General features: G+C 69.3%; 16 protein-coding genes. 8 read left to right on the forward strand and 8 right to left on the reverse strand.

Going from position 1 to position 14,819, the window contains the following annotated elements:
• Window positions 1-291: 291 nt before the first annotated feature.
• The 5 genes from Q1B08_RS05550 (at window position 292) to Q1B08_RS05570 (ending at window position 6,084) form a co-directional block, all read left to right on the forward strand.
• Window positions 292-1,665, forward strand: a complete 1,374-nt coding sequence (locus Q1B08_RS05550; RefSeq protein WP_299815973.1) for an ATP-binding protein — start codon at window positions 292-294, stop codon at window positions 1,663-1,665.
• Between the two features lie 31 nt (window positions 1,666-1,696).
• Window positions 1,697-2,764 carry a 2-oxoglutarate and iron-dependent oxygenase domain-containing protein gene (locus Q1B08_RS05555; protein WP_299815976.1) on the forward strand — a complete coding sequence of 356 codons (1,068 nt, stop codon included), beginning with the start codon at window positions 1,697-1,699 and terminating at the stop codon, window positions 2,762-2,764.
• Between the two features lie 4 nt (window positions 2,765-2,768).
• On the forward strand, window positions 2,769-3,428 hold the full coding sequence (locus Q1B08_RS05560) for a LysE family translocator (protein ID WP_299815978.1): 660 nt from the start codon (window positions 2,769-2,771) through the stop codon (window positions 3,426-3,428).
• Window positions 3,429-3,526: 98 nt separating this feature from the next.
• Entirely contained in the window at window positions 3,527-4,030 is a 504-nt protein-coding gene (locus tag Q1B08_RS05565) for a CinA family protein (protein WP_299815980.1), read from the forward strand.
• Window positions 4,027-6,084 (forward strand): NAD(+) synthase, encoded by a 2,058-nt coding sequence (locus Q1B08_RS05570; RefSeq protein WP_299815982.1) that lies wholly within the window; start codon window positions 4,027-4,029, stop codon window positions 6,082-6,084. The genes Q1B08_RS05565 and Q1B08_RS05570 overlap by 4 nt, the downstream gene beginning before the upstream one ends.
• A gap of 54 nt (window positions 6,085-6,138) precedes the next feature.
• Here Q1B08_RS05570 and Q1B08_RS05575 read toward each other — a convergent pair whose 3' ends face one another.
• Window positions 6,139-6,330 (reverse strand): hypothetical protein, encoded by a 192-nt coding sequence (locus Q1B08_RS05575; protein ID WP_299815984.1) that lies wholly within the window; start codon window positions 6,328-6,330, stop codon window positions 6,139-6,141.
• Between the two features lie 189 nt (window positions 6,331-6,519).
• Between Q1B08_RS05575 and Q1B08_RS05580 the strand changes: the two genes are divergently transcribed.
• The gene (locus tag Q1B08_RS05580) at window positions 6,520-7,509 is read left to right on the forward strand and encodes an SDR family oxidoreductase (protein ID WP_299815986.1); all 990 of its coding nucleotides are present in this window, start codon (window positions 6,520-6,522) and stop codon (window positions 7,507-7,509) included.
• 68 nt (window positions 7,510-7,577) lie between these two features.
• A complete protein-coding gene (locus tag Q1B08_RS05585) occupies window positions 7,578-8,039 on the forward strand; it encodes a DUF3429 domain-containing protein (protein ID WP_299815988.1) in 462 nt (153 codons plus the stop codon).
• Window positions 8,040-8,129: 90 nt separating this feature from the next.
• Here Q1B08_RS05585 and modC read toward each other — a convergent pair whose 3' ends face one another.
• From modC to Q1B08_RS05610, 5 genes are read right to left on the reverse strand one after another with little or no spacing between them, the layout of a single operon-like run.
• Complete coding sequence (gene modC, locus Q1B08_RS05590; protein ID WP_299815990.1) at window positions 8,130-9,176, reverse strand: molybdenum ABC transporter ATP-binding protein; 1,047 nt, start codon at window positions 9,174-9,176, stop codon at window positions 8,130-8,132.
• Entirely contained in the window at window positions 9,176-9,868 is a 693-nt protein-coding gene (gene modB / locus Q1B08_RS05595; RefSeq protein WP_299815992.1) for a molybdate ABC transporter permease subunit, read from the reverse strand. Before modB ends, modC begins: the two co-directional genes overlap by 1 nt.
• A complete protein-coding gene (modA, locus tag Q1B08_RS05600) occupies window positions 9,865-10,611 on the reverse strand; it encodes a molybdate ABC transporter substrate-binding protein (protein WP_299815994.1) in 747 nt (248 codons plus the stop codon). Before modA ends, modB begins: the two co-directional genes overlap by 4 nt.
• On the reverse strand, window positions 10,589-11,215 hold the full coding sequence (locus Q1B08_RS05605) for an SDR family NAD(P)-dependent oxidoreductase (RefSeq protein ID WP_299815996.1): 627 nt from the start codon (window positions 11,213-11,215) through the stop codon (window positions 10,589-10,591). Before Q1B08_RS05605 ends, modA begins: the two co-directional genes overlap by 23 nt.
• Window positions 11,215-11,631, reverse strand: coding sequence for a DUF1178 family protein (locus tag Q1B08_RS05610; RefSeq protein WP_299815998.1), 417 nt, complete (start codon window positions 11,629-11,631; stop codon window positions 11,215-11,217). The genes Q1B08_RS05605 and Q1B08_RS05610 overlap by 1 nt, the downstream gene beginning before the upstream one ends.
• 132 nt (window positions 11,632-11,763) lie before the next feature.
• Here Q1B08_RS05610 and Q1B08_RS05615 point away from each other — a divergent pair, with 132 nt between their 5' ends.
• Window positions 11,764-12,894, forward strand: a complete 1,131-nt coding sequence (locus Q1B08_RS05615) for an acetoin utilization protein AcuC (RefSeq protein WP_299816000.1) — start codon at window positions 11,764-11,766, stop codon at window positions 12,892-12,894.
• Window positions 12,895-12,986: 92 nt separating this feature from the next.
• Here Q1B08_RS05615 and Q1B08_RS05620 read toward each other — a convergent pair whose 3' ends face one another.
• Together Q1B08_RS05620 and Q1B08_RS05625 are read right to left on the reverse strand one after the other, a co-directional pair.
• Window positions 12,987-13,937, reverse strand: a complete 951-nt coding sequence (locus Q1B08_RS05620) for a 2-hydroxyacid dehydrogenase (protein ID WP_299816002.1) — start codon at window positions 13,935-13,937, stop codon at window positions 12,987-12,989.
• Complete coding sequence (locus Q1B08_RS05625) at window positions 13,930-14,778, reverse strand: fumarylacetoacetate hydrolase family protein (RefSeq protein ID WP_299816004.1); 849 nt, start codon at window positions 14,776-14,778, stop codon at window positions 13,930-13,932. The genes Q1B08_RS05620 and Q1B08_RS05625 overlap by 8 nt, the downstream gene beginning before the upstream one ends.
• Between the last annotated feature and the right edge of the window lie 41 nt (window positions 14,779-14,819).

The raw sequence follows: 14,819 nt of genomic DNA on the forward strand, positions 1-14,819 counted from the left end.
GGCGGAATCCACCTCGCGATCCGTTTCCCCGTTCCGTCGGCGCGCCGGATTCCCTCCCCCGTGGCGCCTGCGTGGCCGAAGCTTTCCTCACGTCGACCGGACCTGTCAACGGGCCTTCACGGGTGCCGCCAGACGGTCCGTCCCGCTTGCCCGTACGTCGCCCATTGCCGGATCGTTTCAAATCGCTACGGTAACATTGTCCGCCTTTGTCTGTATCGGCGGACGTTTGCACCGGACGACGGGATTGCCGCGGTGACGGTCGGGACGAAGATTTTCGGGGTGGATGGCGCCTTGCGGGATGCGATAAAGTTTGCTGCGCCCGACCGCTCGGGTCCGGAACACGCCTCGACCCTTCGGACGTTGAACGCCTTTGCGGTGGACATCATCTCCATCCCGAATGTCGAGGATCTGTTCTGGTACGTCGCGCAAAACGTGGTCGGGCGCCTGAACTTCGTCGATTGCGTCATCTACCGCGCGGATGCCGAGGAGACGACGCTGACGCAGGCGGCCGCCCTGGGCGAGAAGAACCCCTACGGGCGCACGATCATCAACCCGCTCCGGATCCCGTTCGGTCAGGGGATCACCGGCCAGGTCGCCGAAACGCGCGCGCCGATCGTCGTCGACGATCTTCTGAAGGACCAGAACTACATCCCCGACACCCGTCCCGCCCGGTCCGAGATCTGCGTCCCGCTCGTCTCGCAGGGCAAGCTCGTCGGCGTGATCGACAGCGAGCATCCCCAGATCGCCGCCTTCGGCGCGGCCGAACTCGAGGTGCTGACCACCGTCGCCGCGATGACGAGCGCGAAGCTCGAGCTTCTCGCCGAGGTGGAGCGGTCCAACCAGCGCTACCGCGACCTCGTGCAGTCGCATGCCCAACTCACCACGGAGACGAGCAACCGCAAGGCGCTCGAGACGGAGCTCTTCAACGTCCGCAAGCTCGAGGCGATCGGCCGCCTGACCGGCGGGTTCGCGCACGGCTTCAACAACCTGCTCACGGTCATCGCCGGCAATCTCGAACTGATCGGCGCCGACCCGGCCGCGCCGCATTCCTGGGACTGCCTCGTCGATGCGAAGAACGCCGCGGATCGGGGCGCGCGGCTCATCCGCGACATGCTGGCCTTCGCGCAGAAGCTGCATCTCGACCCGAAGATCGTCGACGTGAACGCACTGGTGCGCGCGGCCTGCGAGGAGAACAGCCGCTCGCTGTCCCGCGACGTCGCGCTCGAACTCGCGGCCGATCCCTGGCCGATCGAGGTCGACCCGGGCGCGGCGGAGATGGCGCTGGTCAACCTGATGATGAACGCGCGCGACGCGATGCCCGATGGCGGTCGTCTGACGATTTCGACCGAGAACGTCGTGCGCGATTTGCTCGACGACGAGGTCTGTCCCATCGACTGCCCGCCGGGCCGGTATGTCCGGCTTTCGGTTTCCGATCAGGGCGCCGGGATCGCCGAGGACGCCCGCCAGAGGATCTTCGACCCGTTCTTCACCACCAAGCAGGTGGGCGACGGGACCGGCCTTGGCCTGTCGATGGTGCAGGGCTTCGTGCGACAATCCGGGGGCGCGGTCCGGGTCCGCCCGAACACGCCCGAGGGGACCGTGTTCGACCTCTTCTTCCCGATCGTGTCGCGCCGGTCCGACGGGTCCGTCCGCGCGAATGGGTAAGCCGGACGTTTCATCAAACCGGGAGATGGCCTTGCACAGACGTCCGACCGACGCCGGTACCGATCTTCCGCTCATCAGCGTCGCCGGCCTCTTGGAGCACGACCCAAGCCGGGTCGCGTCCATCGCCGACGCGATCGGGGGGGCCGCGCGGGACGTCGGCTTCTTCCGCATCTGCGACCACGGAATCGATAGCGACCTGATCGAGCGCACCTATGCCGCGGCCCGGCACTTCTTCGCGCAGAACGACGCAGCGAAGATGCGATACTATATCGGCCACAGCCCGAACCATCGCGGCTACGTCCCCTTCACGGAAAAGGGCGACTACCCGGACGAGGTCAACCGCAGCTACGAGGCGTTCGACCTCGGCCTCGACCTGCCGCCCGACGACCCGGATTTCGTGGCCGGAAACCGGATGCTGGGCCCGAACGTCTGGCCCGACCTCCCCGGCTTTCGCGAGACGATCGCCGAATATTACGGCCGGATCGCGCAGCTTGGCCGACTGATCTGCGGGGCGCTGGAACTGCATCTCGGCCTGCCCGCCGGCGCGATGACAGGACAGATGAGCAAGCCGATCTCGCAGCTCCGCCTCCTGCACTACGTTCGCCGGACCGACGTCACCGACCACAAGTCGGTCAACATGGGCGCGCATACCGACTATGAATGCCTCACCCTCCTGCATACCGGCAACGAGGGTTTGCAGGTGATGACGCAGGACGACCACTGGATCGACGTTCCTGTCGATCCGTCCGTGTTCGTCGTCAATATCGGCGACATGCTGGAAGCCTGGACCAACGGTCTGCTCCGCTCGACGCCGCACCGGGTGCTTAACCTGCGCCCCGAACGCTTCTCGCTACCCTATTTCGTGGCCGCCAACTACCACACCGTGATCCGGCCTTTTCCCGAACTCGAAGGCCCCGACCGTCCCCCCCGCTACGAGCCGTTCACCGCCGGTGCGCATCTCGAGCGGATGCTGGTCCGAGATTTTCCCTATTTCCGCTTCCGGCTCGCGTGGGAGGGGAAGAACGCAACGGCACAGGGCGCACCGGGATCGACGACGAATCCGTTCGAGCGCCGCCTGAACGGCACCACTTCCTGCTGATCGCATGCCGCCTCTCGACTCCGTTCTCGCGGTCATCGCCGCCGGCTTCGCGCTCAGCGTCACGCCGGGCCCGTCGATGCTCTACGTCCTGTCGCGCAGCGTCGGCCAGGGCCGCGCCGCCGGGTTCGCCTCGGCGATCGGGCTCTGCCTCGGCGGGATGCTCCTCGCCGTCGCGACGGCCCTGGGACTGGCCGCGCTCTTCTCGCTCTTCGGCTGGCTCGTCACCGTGCTGCGGATTGCGGGATCCGTGTATCTCGCCTGGCTCGGCATCGGCATGATCCTCGAGGCGCGCACGAACGCCCGAAAGGATCTCCACACCCGCACGGTAACCGATCGCTCCTTCTTCGACATCGTGCGGCAAGGGGTCTGGGTCGAGCTGCTCAACCCGAAGACGGTGCTCTTCTTCGCACTGTTCCTGCCGCCCTTCATCGACCCGAACCTTTCGGGATCGGGCGGGGGGAGCATCCGCATGCAGATGTTCGTTCTCGGCATCCTGGTCCCGCTCACCGCGATCCCGTCCGATCTGGTCGTGGCCTGGATGGGCGGAAAGATGTCCCGGACCCTCGACCGCCATCGCCGCCTGCGGGAGGTCATGGCCTGGATCGGCGGTGGCGTGCTCGTCGCCATCGCCATCGACCTGCAGCTCGGCTGGGCGTTCGGATAAGGGCCGCGCGCCCGTCCGGACGCCTCGAAGCCTGTTCCGCGAAACCCTTTGGCCGCCGCTTCGTTGTTGGAGGGCACCGACGGCACAGGAAAAGAGCGATGGTCGAGACGTTGACGGCGGAAATACCCGAGGATCTGCAGAACCGCATCCACGGCATCCTCAAAGAGGCCTGCGAGCGGGGACGCAATCTTGTTACGGCCGAAAGCTGCACCGGCGGGCTGATCGCCTCGCTCTTCACCGATGTCGACGGCTGCTCACGCGCCTTCGAGCGCGGCTACATCACCTATACGGACGACGCGAAGGCGGACATGCTGGGCGTGCCGCGGGACATGCTCGACGCGCACGGCGCCGTGTCCCGCCCGGTCGCGATCGCCATGGCGGAGGGCGCGCGTACGCGGTCCAATGCCTATTGCGCGCTGTCGGTGACGGGGTTCGCCGGACCCGCCGGCGACAACGAGGAGGGTCTCGTGCATTTCGGCTGTGCCGTCGAGGGCCGCGAGACCATGCACCGCGAGGCGCATTTCGGATCGCTCGGCCGGGGCGGCGTGCGTCTCGCCTGCCTTCGCACCGCGGTGGAGATGTTCGAGGAGGCATCGCAATGAAGGACCGGACCAACCCCAAGCATTTCGCCGCCCTGCATCGTCACGGCTTCGTCCGGATCGGCGCGAGCACCCCCCGCGTCCGGACGGCGGACGTCGCCTTCAACTGCGACGCCGTCCTCGCCGAAGCCCGGCGCGCCGACGCGGCCCGGGTGGACCTCCTCGTCTATCCGGAGCTTTGCCTGTCTTCCTACGCGCTCGACGACCTGCTGCTGCAGACCGCGCTTCTGGATGCGAGCGAGGCCGCGCTGGCCGAGATCGTGGCGGCGAGCGCCGATCTGTCGCCTGTCCTTCTCGTCGGCCTCCCGCTGCGCCACGAGGGGCGGCTGTACAACTGCGCGGTCGCGATCTCGCGCGGAACGATCCTCGGCGTCGTGCCGAAATCCTACCTGCCGAACTACCGCGAATATTACGAAAAGCGCTGGTTCGCGCATGGCCGCGGCATCGTCGGACAGACAATGCGGCTTTGCGGACAGGACGTTCCGTTCGGCACCGACCTGATCTTCGAGGCGACCGATCTGCCGGGCTTCGTCTTTCACGCCGAGATCTGCGAGGATTACTGGGCGCCGGTCCCGCCCTCCTCGGCGGCGGCGCTGGCGGGCGCGACCATCCTCGCCAACCTTTCGGCCTCCAACATCGTGATCGGCAAGTCCGACGATCGCCACATGCTCTGCCGCTCGCAATCGGCGCGCGCGATGGCGGCCTATGCCTATTCCGCCGCCGGGCCGGGCGAAAGCACGACCGACCTGGCCTGGGACGGTCAGGGCGCGATCTACGAGCTGGGCGACCTCATGGCGCAGTCGCAGCGCTTCGCGCTGGAGCCGGAGTTGTGCCTTGCGGATATCGACACGCAACGCATCCTAAACGAGCGGATGCGCACCGGCACCTACGCCGATTGCGCGGAGACGAGCGGGATACCATTCCGCCGGGTGGGCTTCGCGCATCAGCCGCATTGGGAGGATGCCGGGCTGATCCGCCCGATCCGCCGCTTCCCCTACGTACCCAACCGGCGAAGCCATCTCGACCTCGACTGCTACGAGGCGTTCAACATCCAGGTCGAGGGACTGCGCCGCCGGTTCGAAGCCACGAGCGGCGACCACATGGTCCTCGGCGTTTCGGGCGGGCTCGACTCCACGCATGCGCTGATCGTGGCGGCCAAGGTCTGCGATCAGCTGCAACTGCCGCGCACGACGATCCTCGGCTACACGATGCCCGGCTTCGCCACCGGCGATGCGACCAAGAGCAACGCCTGGAAACTGATGCGCGCCTTCGGCATCGAGGCGGCGGAGATCGACATCCGCCCCGCCGCGCGTCAGATGCTCGAGGATATGGGCCATCCCTTCGCGGGCGGCGAGCCGGTCTACGACGTCACCTTCGAAAACGTTCAAGCGGGCCTGAGGACCGATTACCTGTTCCGGCTCGCCAACCAGAACCGCGGTTTCGTGATCGGCACGGGCGACCTGTCGGAACTGGCGCTCGGATGGTGCACCTATGGCGTCGGCGACCAGATGAGCCACTACGCCGTCAATTCCGGCATCCCCAAGACGCTGATCCAGTATCTGATCCGCTGGACCGTGGAGACGAACCAGTTCGACGGCGAGGCCGATGCCGTGCTGGAGGCGATCCTCGCCACCAAGATTTCCCCCGAACTCGTCCCGCAGGGCGAGGAGGAGGAGCTGCAATCGACCGAGGACCGGATCGGCCCCTACGAGCTGCACGATTTCTTCCTGTTCCACATCATGCGCTACGGCCTGCCGCCCTCGAAGGTGGCGTTCCTCGCATGGAACGCGTGGCGCGATGTGGAGCGCGGCCTTTGGCCCATCGGCTTCCCGGACGCGGCGAAGCGGCACTACGATCTGCGAGACGTCGCGCGGTGGCTCGAAGTGTTCCTGGAACGCTTCTTCGGGTTCAGCCAGTTCAAACGCTCCGCTCTGCCCAACGGGCCCAAGGTCTCGCCCGGTGGGTCGCTTTCGCCCCGTGGCGACTGGCGCGCACCCTCGGATGCGACCGCCGCGCCCTGGCTGGAGGAGTTGCGCCGGAGCCTGCCCGAAGACTGACTCCGGCGCGGCCGCCGTCAGCGAGCCGGCCGCGATGGACCCGATGCCGGGGGCCTAGTAGGTCGTCGGCGGGTCGCTCGCCGGGAACGTCTCGTCCAGGGCCTCGTCCTGTTCGTCCCACGTTTTCGGCTTGTCGGCCATGGCCTCCTTGCCGGACCGCCGAACCTGGACCGGAGATTCCTTCGGACCGGGTTTCTCCTTGCCGGCGATCGCGACCGCTTCGTCCGTTTTCCTGTCGTCGCTCATGGATCCGTCCTCTTCCGTTTCCGAGCGCCAACGCAAAAGGCCCGATCGGGTTGCATCCCGGCCCCGGCGGCCGGACAGAATGTGCGCCCCCCGTCCGGCCGCGAGCGGCCCGATGCGAACCGCGTGCAACCAAACGCCGGCGGCGCAGGTTCTCCCGGATAGCGAGACATCGCCAGCAGAGGACGTCCCATGCACGATCTTTCCGGAGCCTCCGTCGTGATCACCGGCGCGTCGAGCGGTATCGGCCGCGCCGCCGCGCGCGCCTTCGCCGCCCGGGGCGCGCGGGTCACCCTGGCAGCCCGCCGTCTTGAGATGCTGCAGGACGCGGCGCGCGAATGCGAGCAGCTCGGCGGCCGGGCCCTGCCCGTGCGGACCGACGTGTCGGATCCGGCGGCCGTCGATGCCCTGCGCGACGCGGCGATGGATGCGTTCGGCGGGATCGACATCTGGGTCAACAATGCCGGGCTCGGCGCGATCGGCGCCTGGCAGGACGTCCCGCTGGAGATGCACCGGCGGACCATCGACGTGAACCTCATGGGCGCGATGTACGGCGCTTATTCGGTGCTGCCGCTTTTCCTGCGGCAAGGTCGTGGGACGATCATCAACACGATCTCCCTTGCCGCCTGGGCGCCGACGCCGTTCGCCGCCGCCTATACCGCGAGCAAGTTCGCGCTGCGCGGCTTCTCGGCGAGCCTGCGGCAGGAGCTCAAGCCCCATCGGCACATCCATGTCTGCGGGGTCTTTCCCGCCGTGGTCGACACGCCGGGCATCGTCCACGGTGCGAACTATTCCGGGCGGAGCGTCGACCCGGGGCCGTACCTTTATGCGCCCGAAACCGTCGCGGAGGCGATCGTGAGCGTGGCGCGCCGGCCGCGCGACGAGGTGCCCGTCGGCTGGCCGTCCCTCGCCGCGCAGCGGGCCTACGGGCTTGCTCCCTGGGCGACCGAGAACGTCGTCGGCGGCATTGTCAGGGGCGCCCTCGGGCGGGCCCGGGCCGGGGCGATCTCCGACGGCGCGGTGCTGCGGACCATCCTCGACGGCAAGCGGACGAGCGGCGGTGTCAGGCATCGGAAAGGCGTGCCGGATGCTCATCGCCTCAACATGATGGCCCTCGGCGCGGCCGGCGCGGTCCTCGGCGTCGGCGCGCTCGCCTGGGCGGCGTCGCACCGACGGCGTTAGACCGCATCCCGTCGTCCGGCAGATGCCAAGCAGCAGCCGGACGGATCCGACGCGACGAGGAAACCCGCATGAGCGGACAGGACAGGAGGATACTGCGCATCGAGGAGCCGGCCCGGGTTCCCTGGGACGCGATCGTTCTCGGTTGGGGTCCGGTCCTGCCCTTTCCGCTCGCGGCGATCTGGCTCTATCTGGACGGCCCCGAGGTGGTGCGACCGGCGATGCATCTCTGGGGCGCGGCCATCGCGCTGTTCCTGTCCGGCGTCCGGCGGGGGCTGTCGTTCCGCATGCCGGGCGGATGGACGTGGACTCAGCTGGCCGTGTTCGCGTGGCTGTTCTGGGCGGGCTTCGCCGCCCTGATCCTGCCACCCGGCCCGGCCTTCGCGCTGCTGAGCGCGGTCTACGCCAGCCTCGCGGTGCTCGACCCCGTCGCCGCCGACCGCGCGGAGGCGCCTTTGTGGTTCCGCCGGCTGCGTCCCGCGCAGATGAGCGTCGCGGCCCTCGGGTTGATCGGCCTCTGGTGGCTTTCGTGACGACCCGTTCCCCGGTTCGACCATGCGCGACGCGCCGAAACGGTGGAGGAATTCGGGCTTGCCGGCGGCGTTGAAGCGCCTTCCACCGCGCTACCCGATATCCGCCCGCGCGACACCCGTCGCCTTCACCAGCGCCCAGATCGCCCGGCCTTCGACGAGATCGAGCGCCGTCGCGGAGCGGCGCGTCACGCGCGCCAGGAGGTGTCCCTCTCCGATCGCCAGACGCAGCATGACGCCCGGACCGTGCCCCGGCTGAATGGAGGCCACCGTGCCCGCCAGCACGTTGAGCGCCGACACCTCCCGCGGAGGCTCGGTCGCGACGATCACGTCCTCCGCCCGGATGCGGATGCGGATCCGGGCGCCGATCTCGCCCGCGCCCACGACCTGCAACGTCCCGACCGGCGTCTCCACCGCCGCGATCCCGTCCCTCTCCGCGACCATCCGCCCGGACAGGACGGCGCCCGCCTGCATGGACCCCATCAACGCGGCGACGGACGGATCCGAAAGCATGTCGCCCACCGGTCCCGCACGGGCCACCCGGCCGTCGCGCAACAGGACCAGCGTGTCGGCCAGCCGGGCGACCTCCTCCACCGCGTGGCTGATGTAGAGGATCGGCACGCCCGCGTCCCGCACCCGTTCGAGCCAGGGCAGCACCCGGTCGCGGCGCGGCCCGTCGAGCGCGGCCAGCGGCTCGTCGAGGATCAGGAGCCGCGGCCGACGGAGCAGCGCCCGCCCAATCGCCACCCGTGCCGCCTCCCCGCCCGAAAGCCCAGCCGTCCGCCGCGCGAGCAGGCCACCGATCCCCAGCATCTCGCAGACGGGACCGGGATCGGTTCCGCGCGGCGCACCGTAGAGGAGGTTCCGCCGCACGTTCATGTGCGGAAAGAGCCGCGCCTCCTGAAACACGTAGCCGATGTCGCGCCGGTGCGGCGGCACCGCCGTGCCGCCTCCGAACAACACCCGCCCGTCGAGCGCGATCCGCCCGTGATCGGGCCGTGCCAGCCCCGCGACGCAGCGCGCGAGGGTCGTCTTGCCCGCGCCCGACGGCCCAAAGATCGCCGTGGTCCCCGCCCCGACCTCCAGAGCCACGTCGAGCGTGAAGGCCCCGACGCTCCGTTTGAACGCGACCTCCAGCATCAGCGCCCCGCCACGCGCGCGGCGAGCCGGGGGGCGAGCCAGTTCGAGGCCAGCACCGCGCCCACCGCCACCAGCACCGCCACGCCCACCATCCCGCGCAGCCCCGGCACGCCGCCCGGCACCTGGAGGAACGCGTAGATCGCCGCCGGCAGTGTGCGCGTCTCGCCGGGGATCGAGGCGACGAAGGTGATCGTGGCGCCGAATTCCCCGAACGCCTTGGCGAAGCCCAGCGTCGCGCCCGCAAGGAGACCCGGCGCCGCGAGCGGCAGCGTCACGGTGAGCCAGACCCGCAACGGCGAGGCGCCGAGTGTCGCCGCCGCCTCCTCGAGCTTCGGGTCTACCGATTCGATGGCCAGCCGGATCGCGCGCACGATCAGCGGAAAGCCCATGATCCCCGCCGCCAGCGCCGCCCCCGTCCAGCGGAAGGCGAGCCCGAGGCTCAGTGGTTCCAGCACCGCCCCGAGCGGGCCGGACCGGGAGAAGAGCAGCAGAAGCGCGTAACCCGTCACCACCGGAGGCAGCACGAGCGGCAGATGCACCGCCGCGTCCAGGAACCCCTTGCCTCGGAACGATCCGCGCGCCAGCACATGCGCCACCCAGATCGCCAGCGGCAGCGACACGAGCGTGGCCGTGAGCGAAACCTTGAGCGACAGCGCGAGCGCCGACAGGGCCTCCGGCGGCAGGTCGATCAAGGGGCGAAGCCATGGCGCGCGAAGACCTCGCGAGACGCCCCCACGCGGTCGAGGAACGCCCGCGCGCCCTCGGCCCCGCCCGCGACGGTCGCGCCGGGATAGCGGATCGGATCGTGCGCGTCCGCCGGGAACTCGGCCGCGATCCCCACTCCGCTCCCCGCAAGGTCGGATCCGTAGACGATGCCGAGCGGCACGTCGCCGCGCGCGACATAGGCCAAGGCCGCGCGCACATCCTCGGCATAGAGCATGCGCGGCGCGAGAACGTCCCAAAGCCCCAGCGTCGTCAGCGCCTCCTGTGCATAGCGCCCGGCGGGCACCGACATCGGCTCACCCATCGCGATCCGCCCCGCGGCGCCGAGCCGCGCGAGGATGGCCCCCGTCTCGAGCGGCAGGGCCGCGCCGTCCGGCGGACCGGCCAAAACGAGCCGGTTGCTGGCGATCGCCACGGGATCGCCGTCAAGCACGCCCTGCGCCCCCAGCCAGTCCATCCAGTCGGTCGCCGCGAGTAGCACGACGTCTGCGGGCGCCCCCGCCGCGACCTGACGTGCAAGCGTGCCGCTGCCTCCGTAGGACAGGGCCACCGCCCCGTCCCAACCGGCCGCGATCTCGTCCAGCGGGGGCTTCAGGGACGCGGCGGCGAAGACGGTCAGCGGCGCCTGCGCCCGGGCCGGGGGCGCCACGGCGACGAGCATCGCGGCGAGGATCGTGCGGCGGGAAAGCCTAGAACGGATGCGGATGGCCATCGAAGGTCTCGAACTGGCCCGTGGTTCCCATGTCGAGCGCCTCGAACCGGTCCCAAAGGCCGCGCGCCGATTGCTCGGCCGTCACGCTCGCCGCCCGGCCGCCCATATCCGTCTGCACCCAACCGGGATGGTAGATGCCGACCGCGATGCCCCGGTCCTTCAGCGCCACCGCGAGGTTGGCGCCGAAATTGGAGATGGCGGCCTTGGACGCACGATAGGCGAAGCCGCGCGACCCGGTCTGCTCGGAAGAGCCCATCTGCGAGGAGATGAGGGCGATCCGCCCGCCCTCGGACAGATTGGCGAGCTGGGCCTGCACCGTCAGAATCACGCCGGTCACGTTGGTGTCGAAGGTCGCGCGCAGCTGCTCGGCCGTCACGTCCTCGATCCCGGCGGAGCGGTCGAGATAAACGCCCGCGTTGCAGACGAGGAGGTCGAGCGCCCCAGCCGCCTGCGCCGCCTCCGCCCGTGAGGCGCCGTCGGTCACCTCCAATGGGATGCCCGCGCCCGAGCGCGTCGTACCCTGCACTTCGTGCCCGCGTGCCGTGCCCTCGACGAGGAGGGCCGCGCCGACCCCGCGGGACGCGCCGGTGATCAGCGCCCGCATCAGTTGGTCTTTGCCTTCGGCATGAACGGCAACGGCGCGATCGGCACCCCGTCTTCCAGCAGGCTGCGCACCTCGCGCGCGTTCGCCTCTCCGTAGATCGCCTTGTCGGGCCGTTTCGCCTCGTTCTGCGCGGCCTCGTGCAGCGCGCGCGCCTCCTCGGCGAAGCGGCCGCCGACATAGGTCGCCTCGGTCTCGACCTTGCGGCGGAACGCGGCGATCCTCGCCTCCAGCGGCGATTGCGGCTCGCTCGCCCGCGTCCCGACCTTGGGCGCCATCAGCGATTTCGAGACATCCACCGATCCGCACGCCGTGCAGGTCAGCATCTTCCGCCGCGCCAGCCCGTCGAACGCCTCGGCCGACTGGAACCAGCTTTCGAAGACATGCCCCTCGGCGCAGCGAAGTGCGTAACGGATCATCGCAAACCCCTTCAGCGAGACTCGCAAGATAGGGCCTCCGGCCGAACCTGCAAGCCGCGGTTGAAGCGACCGAGCCCCGTCTTAGCTCCGCCACATGCGGATCCGTCGTTTCATTTCGATCGCTGTCAGGGCGTGACGCCGCTCCTCCTCGGCTCGGAGATCTATCGCGGCTCGAGTTACGGGCCGTGGCATCCCTTGCGCGTGCCGCGCGTGAGCACGGTTCTCGACCTGACCCGCGCGATGGGCTGGCTCCCGCCCGACCGCTTCCGTGCGTCGCCGCGCGCCAAGGCGGCGGCGCTGACGCTCTGGCATACGCCGGCCTACGTGACGGCGCTGGCACGCGTCGAGGCCACGCAGGCGGCGTGCGAGACGGACAAGGCGCGTCACGGGCTCGGCACGATCTCCAATCCGGTCTTCCCCGAGATGTTCCGCCGCCCCGCCACAGGGGCCGGCGCCTCTCTCCTCGCGGGCGAGCTCCTGCGCGACGGCGGGCGCATCCACAATCCCGGCGGCGGCACGCATCACGGGATGCCGGATCGGGCGAGCGGGTTCTGCTACCTCAACGACGCCGTGCTGGGCATCTTGTCGCTTCGGCGGAGCGGCGTCCGGCGGATCGCCTATGTCGACATCGACGCGCATCACATGGACGGGGTGGAGCATGCCTTCGCGGACGATCCCGACATGCTCCTCGTCTCCACCCACGAGGAGCGCCGCTGGCCGTTCACCGGCGCGCTCGGGGATGCGGGCGTCGGCCAGGTCTTCAATCTGCCGCTGCCGCGCGCGGCCAACGACGACGAGTTCGCCCTTGCACGCGATCGGGTGATTCTGCCCGCGGTGGAGCGCTTCGCGCCGGACGCGATCGTGCTGCAATGCGGAGCGGATGCGGTGGAGGACGACCCACTGTCGCGGCTGGCGCTGTCGAACAACGCGCACTGGGCCTGCCTGGCCGCGTTGATGCCGCTCGCGCCGCGATTCCTGCTGCTGGGCGGGGGTGGCTATAACCCGTGGTCGGTCGGCCGTCTCTGGTCGGGCAACTGGGCCGTGCTGTCGGGCCAAGACATCCCCGAACGCCTGCCCCCCGAAGCGGAGGCGGTGCTGCGCGGGTTGCGGTTCGACGGCAATTCCCGCGGCCGCAATCCGCCGGAGCATTGGTTCACCACGCTACGCGACCCGTGGCGCGGCGGGCCGGTCCGCGCGGAGGTCGTGGACCGGGTGGCGCATCTGGCCGCGCGGATCGGACGGATGCCGGGGCGTCCGGTCTGACCCGTCGGACCGGGGCCGGCCCCGGACCCCGGGATATTTGCGAAGCGAAGAAGATGCGGCCGAACGCGGGCGTCGCGTCCGGCCTTGGCGACTCAAAGGTCGCGGCATTCCGGAACCGGCGTCACGACCGTCCCGTCCTCCTGCCATTGCAGCAAGTTCCGCACCACAAGGTCGCCCATCGCCGCGCGTGTCTCGTGCGTCGCCGAGCCGACATGCGGCAGGAGGACCACGTTCTCCATCTCCTTGAGCGCGTCGGGGATCTTCGGCTCGGCCTCGAACACATCGAGCCCTGCCCCCGCGATCCGGCCGTTCAGCAGCGCCTCGATCAGCGCCGCCTCATCGGCGACCGAGCCACGCGCGAGGTTGAAGAACAGCCCGTCCGGCCCAAGCGCGGTCAAGACCTCGGCGTCGACCAGATGCTCCGTTTCGGCGCCGCCCGGCGTGATCGCGACCAGAACCTCCACCGCCTCCGCCAGCGCGGCCGGCGTGTCGTGGTAGGTGTAGGGCACGTCCTTGCGGCTGCGCGAATGGTAGTGGATTTCCGCGTCGAAGACCTTGCAACGCTCCGCGATGGCCTGCCCGATCCGGCCCAGACCCAGAATGCCCACGCGGCGCCCCTGGATCGAACGCGTCAGCGGGTAGCTGCCCTCGCTCGCCCAGGCACCGGACCTCGCGTGCCGCTCCGACCCGAGAAGGTCCCGCGACACCGCCAGCCAAAGCATGACGAAGGTGTTGGCCACTTCGTCGTTCAGCACGTCGGGCGTGTGCGAGACCTTGATCCCGCGCGCCGCGCAGGCCGACGCGTCGATCGAATCGTAGCCGACGCCGAAGCTCGAGACGACGCGCAGCTTCGCCGCCGCGTCGAGCACGTCGCCGGGCAGGCCCGCCGTCGTGACGATCGCGGGATAGTCGCCGCCACGCTCGGCCAGAAAGGACGCGCGGTCCGACTGCTCGGACAGGACGTCGATCTCGAACGCCTCGGCCAGGGCATCGCGCATCCGGTCGGACATCGATCCGATCTGGAGGAGCTTCGTTCTACTCATCGACGCGGACCTCCTGACGCTGGCGGCCGAGCTTGTCGATGGAAAGCTCCATGACGTCGCCCGCCTTCAGGTAGACCGCCTCCGGCTTCATGCCCATGCCGACGCCCGGCGGCGTGCCGGTGGAGATGACGTCGCCGGGATGCAGGGTGAACATCTGGCTCAGATGGCTGATGCACTCGGCCACCGTGAAGATCATCGTGCTGGTGTTGCCGGTCTGCATCCGCTGTCCGTTCACGTCGAGATGCATGGCGAGGCTCTGCGGGTCGCCCACCTCGTCGCGGGTGACGAGCCACGGTCCGATCGGCCCGAACGTGTCGCAGGACTTGCCCTTGGTCCACTGCCCGGTGAGCTTCGTCTGGAAATGCCGCTCCGACACGTCGTTGATGACGCAGTAGCCGGCGACGTAATCCAGCGCCTCTTCGGGGGAGACGTACTTGCAGGCCGTGCCGATCACCACACCGAGCTCGACCTCCCAGTCCGACCGGGTGGAGCCGCGCGGCAGGACCACGTCGTCGTCCGGCCCCACGATCGCGGAATTGGCCTTCATGAACAGGATCGGATGCTCGGGGATCTCCGCCCCGGTCTCCGCGGCGTGGTCGGAATAGTTCAGCCCGATGCACATGAACTTGCCGATCCCCGCGACGCAGGGGCCGAACCGGACCGGATGCTCGACCTTCGGCAGCGTCATCACGTCGAGCTTGGAGAGGATCTCGAGCGACTTGTCGGACAGGACCTCGTGGCCAATATCGGAAATCTCGGCACTCAGGTCGCGCAGGTCGCCGTTGTGGTCGATCAGGCCGGGCTTCTCGGCCCCCGGTTCGCCGTAGCGGCAGAGCTTCATGTCGTGTCTTCCCCGTGTCTTGCGTGTCGAAGTTCGCTGAC

It is taken from the genome of uncultured Jannaschia sp. (genome assembly GCF_947494025.1).
GTDB lineage: Bacteria > Pseudomonadota > Alphaproteobacteria > Rhodobacterales > Rhodobacteraceae > Jannaschia.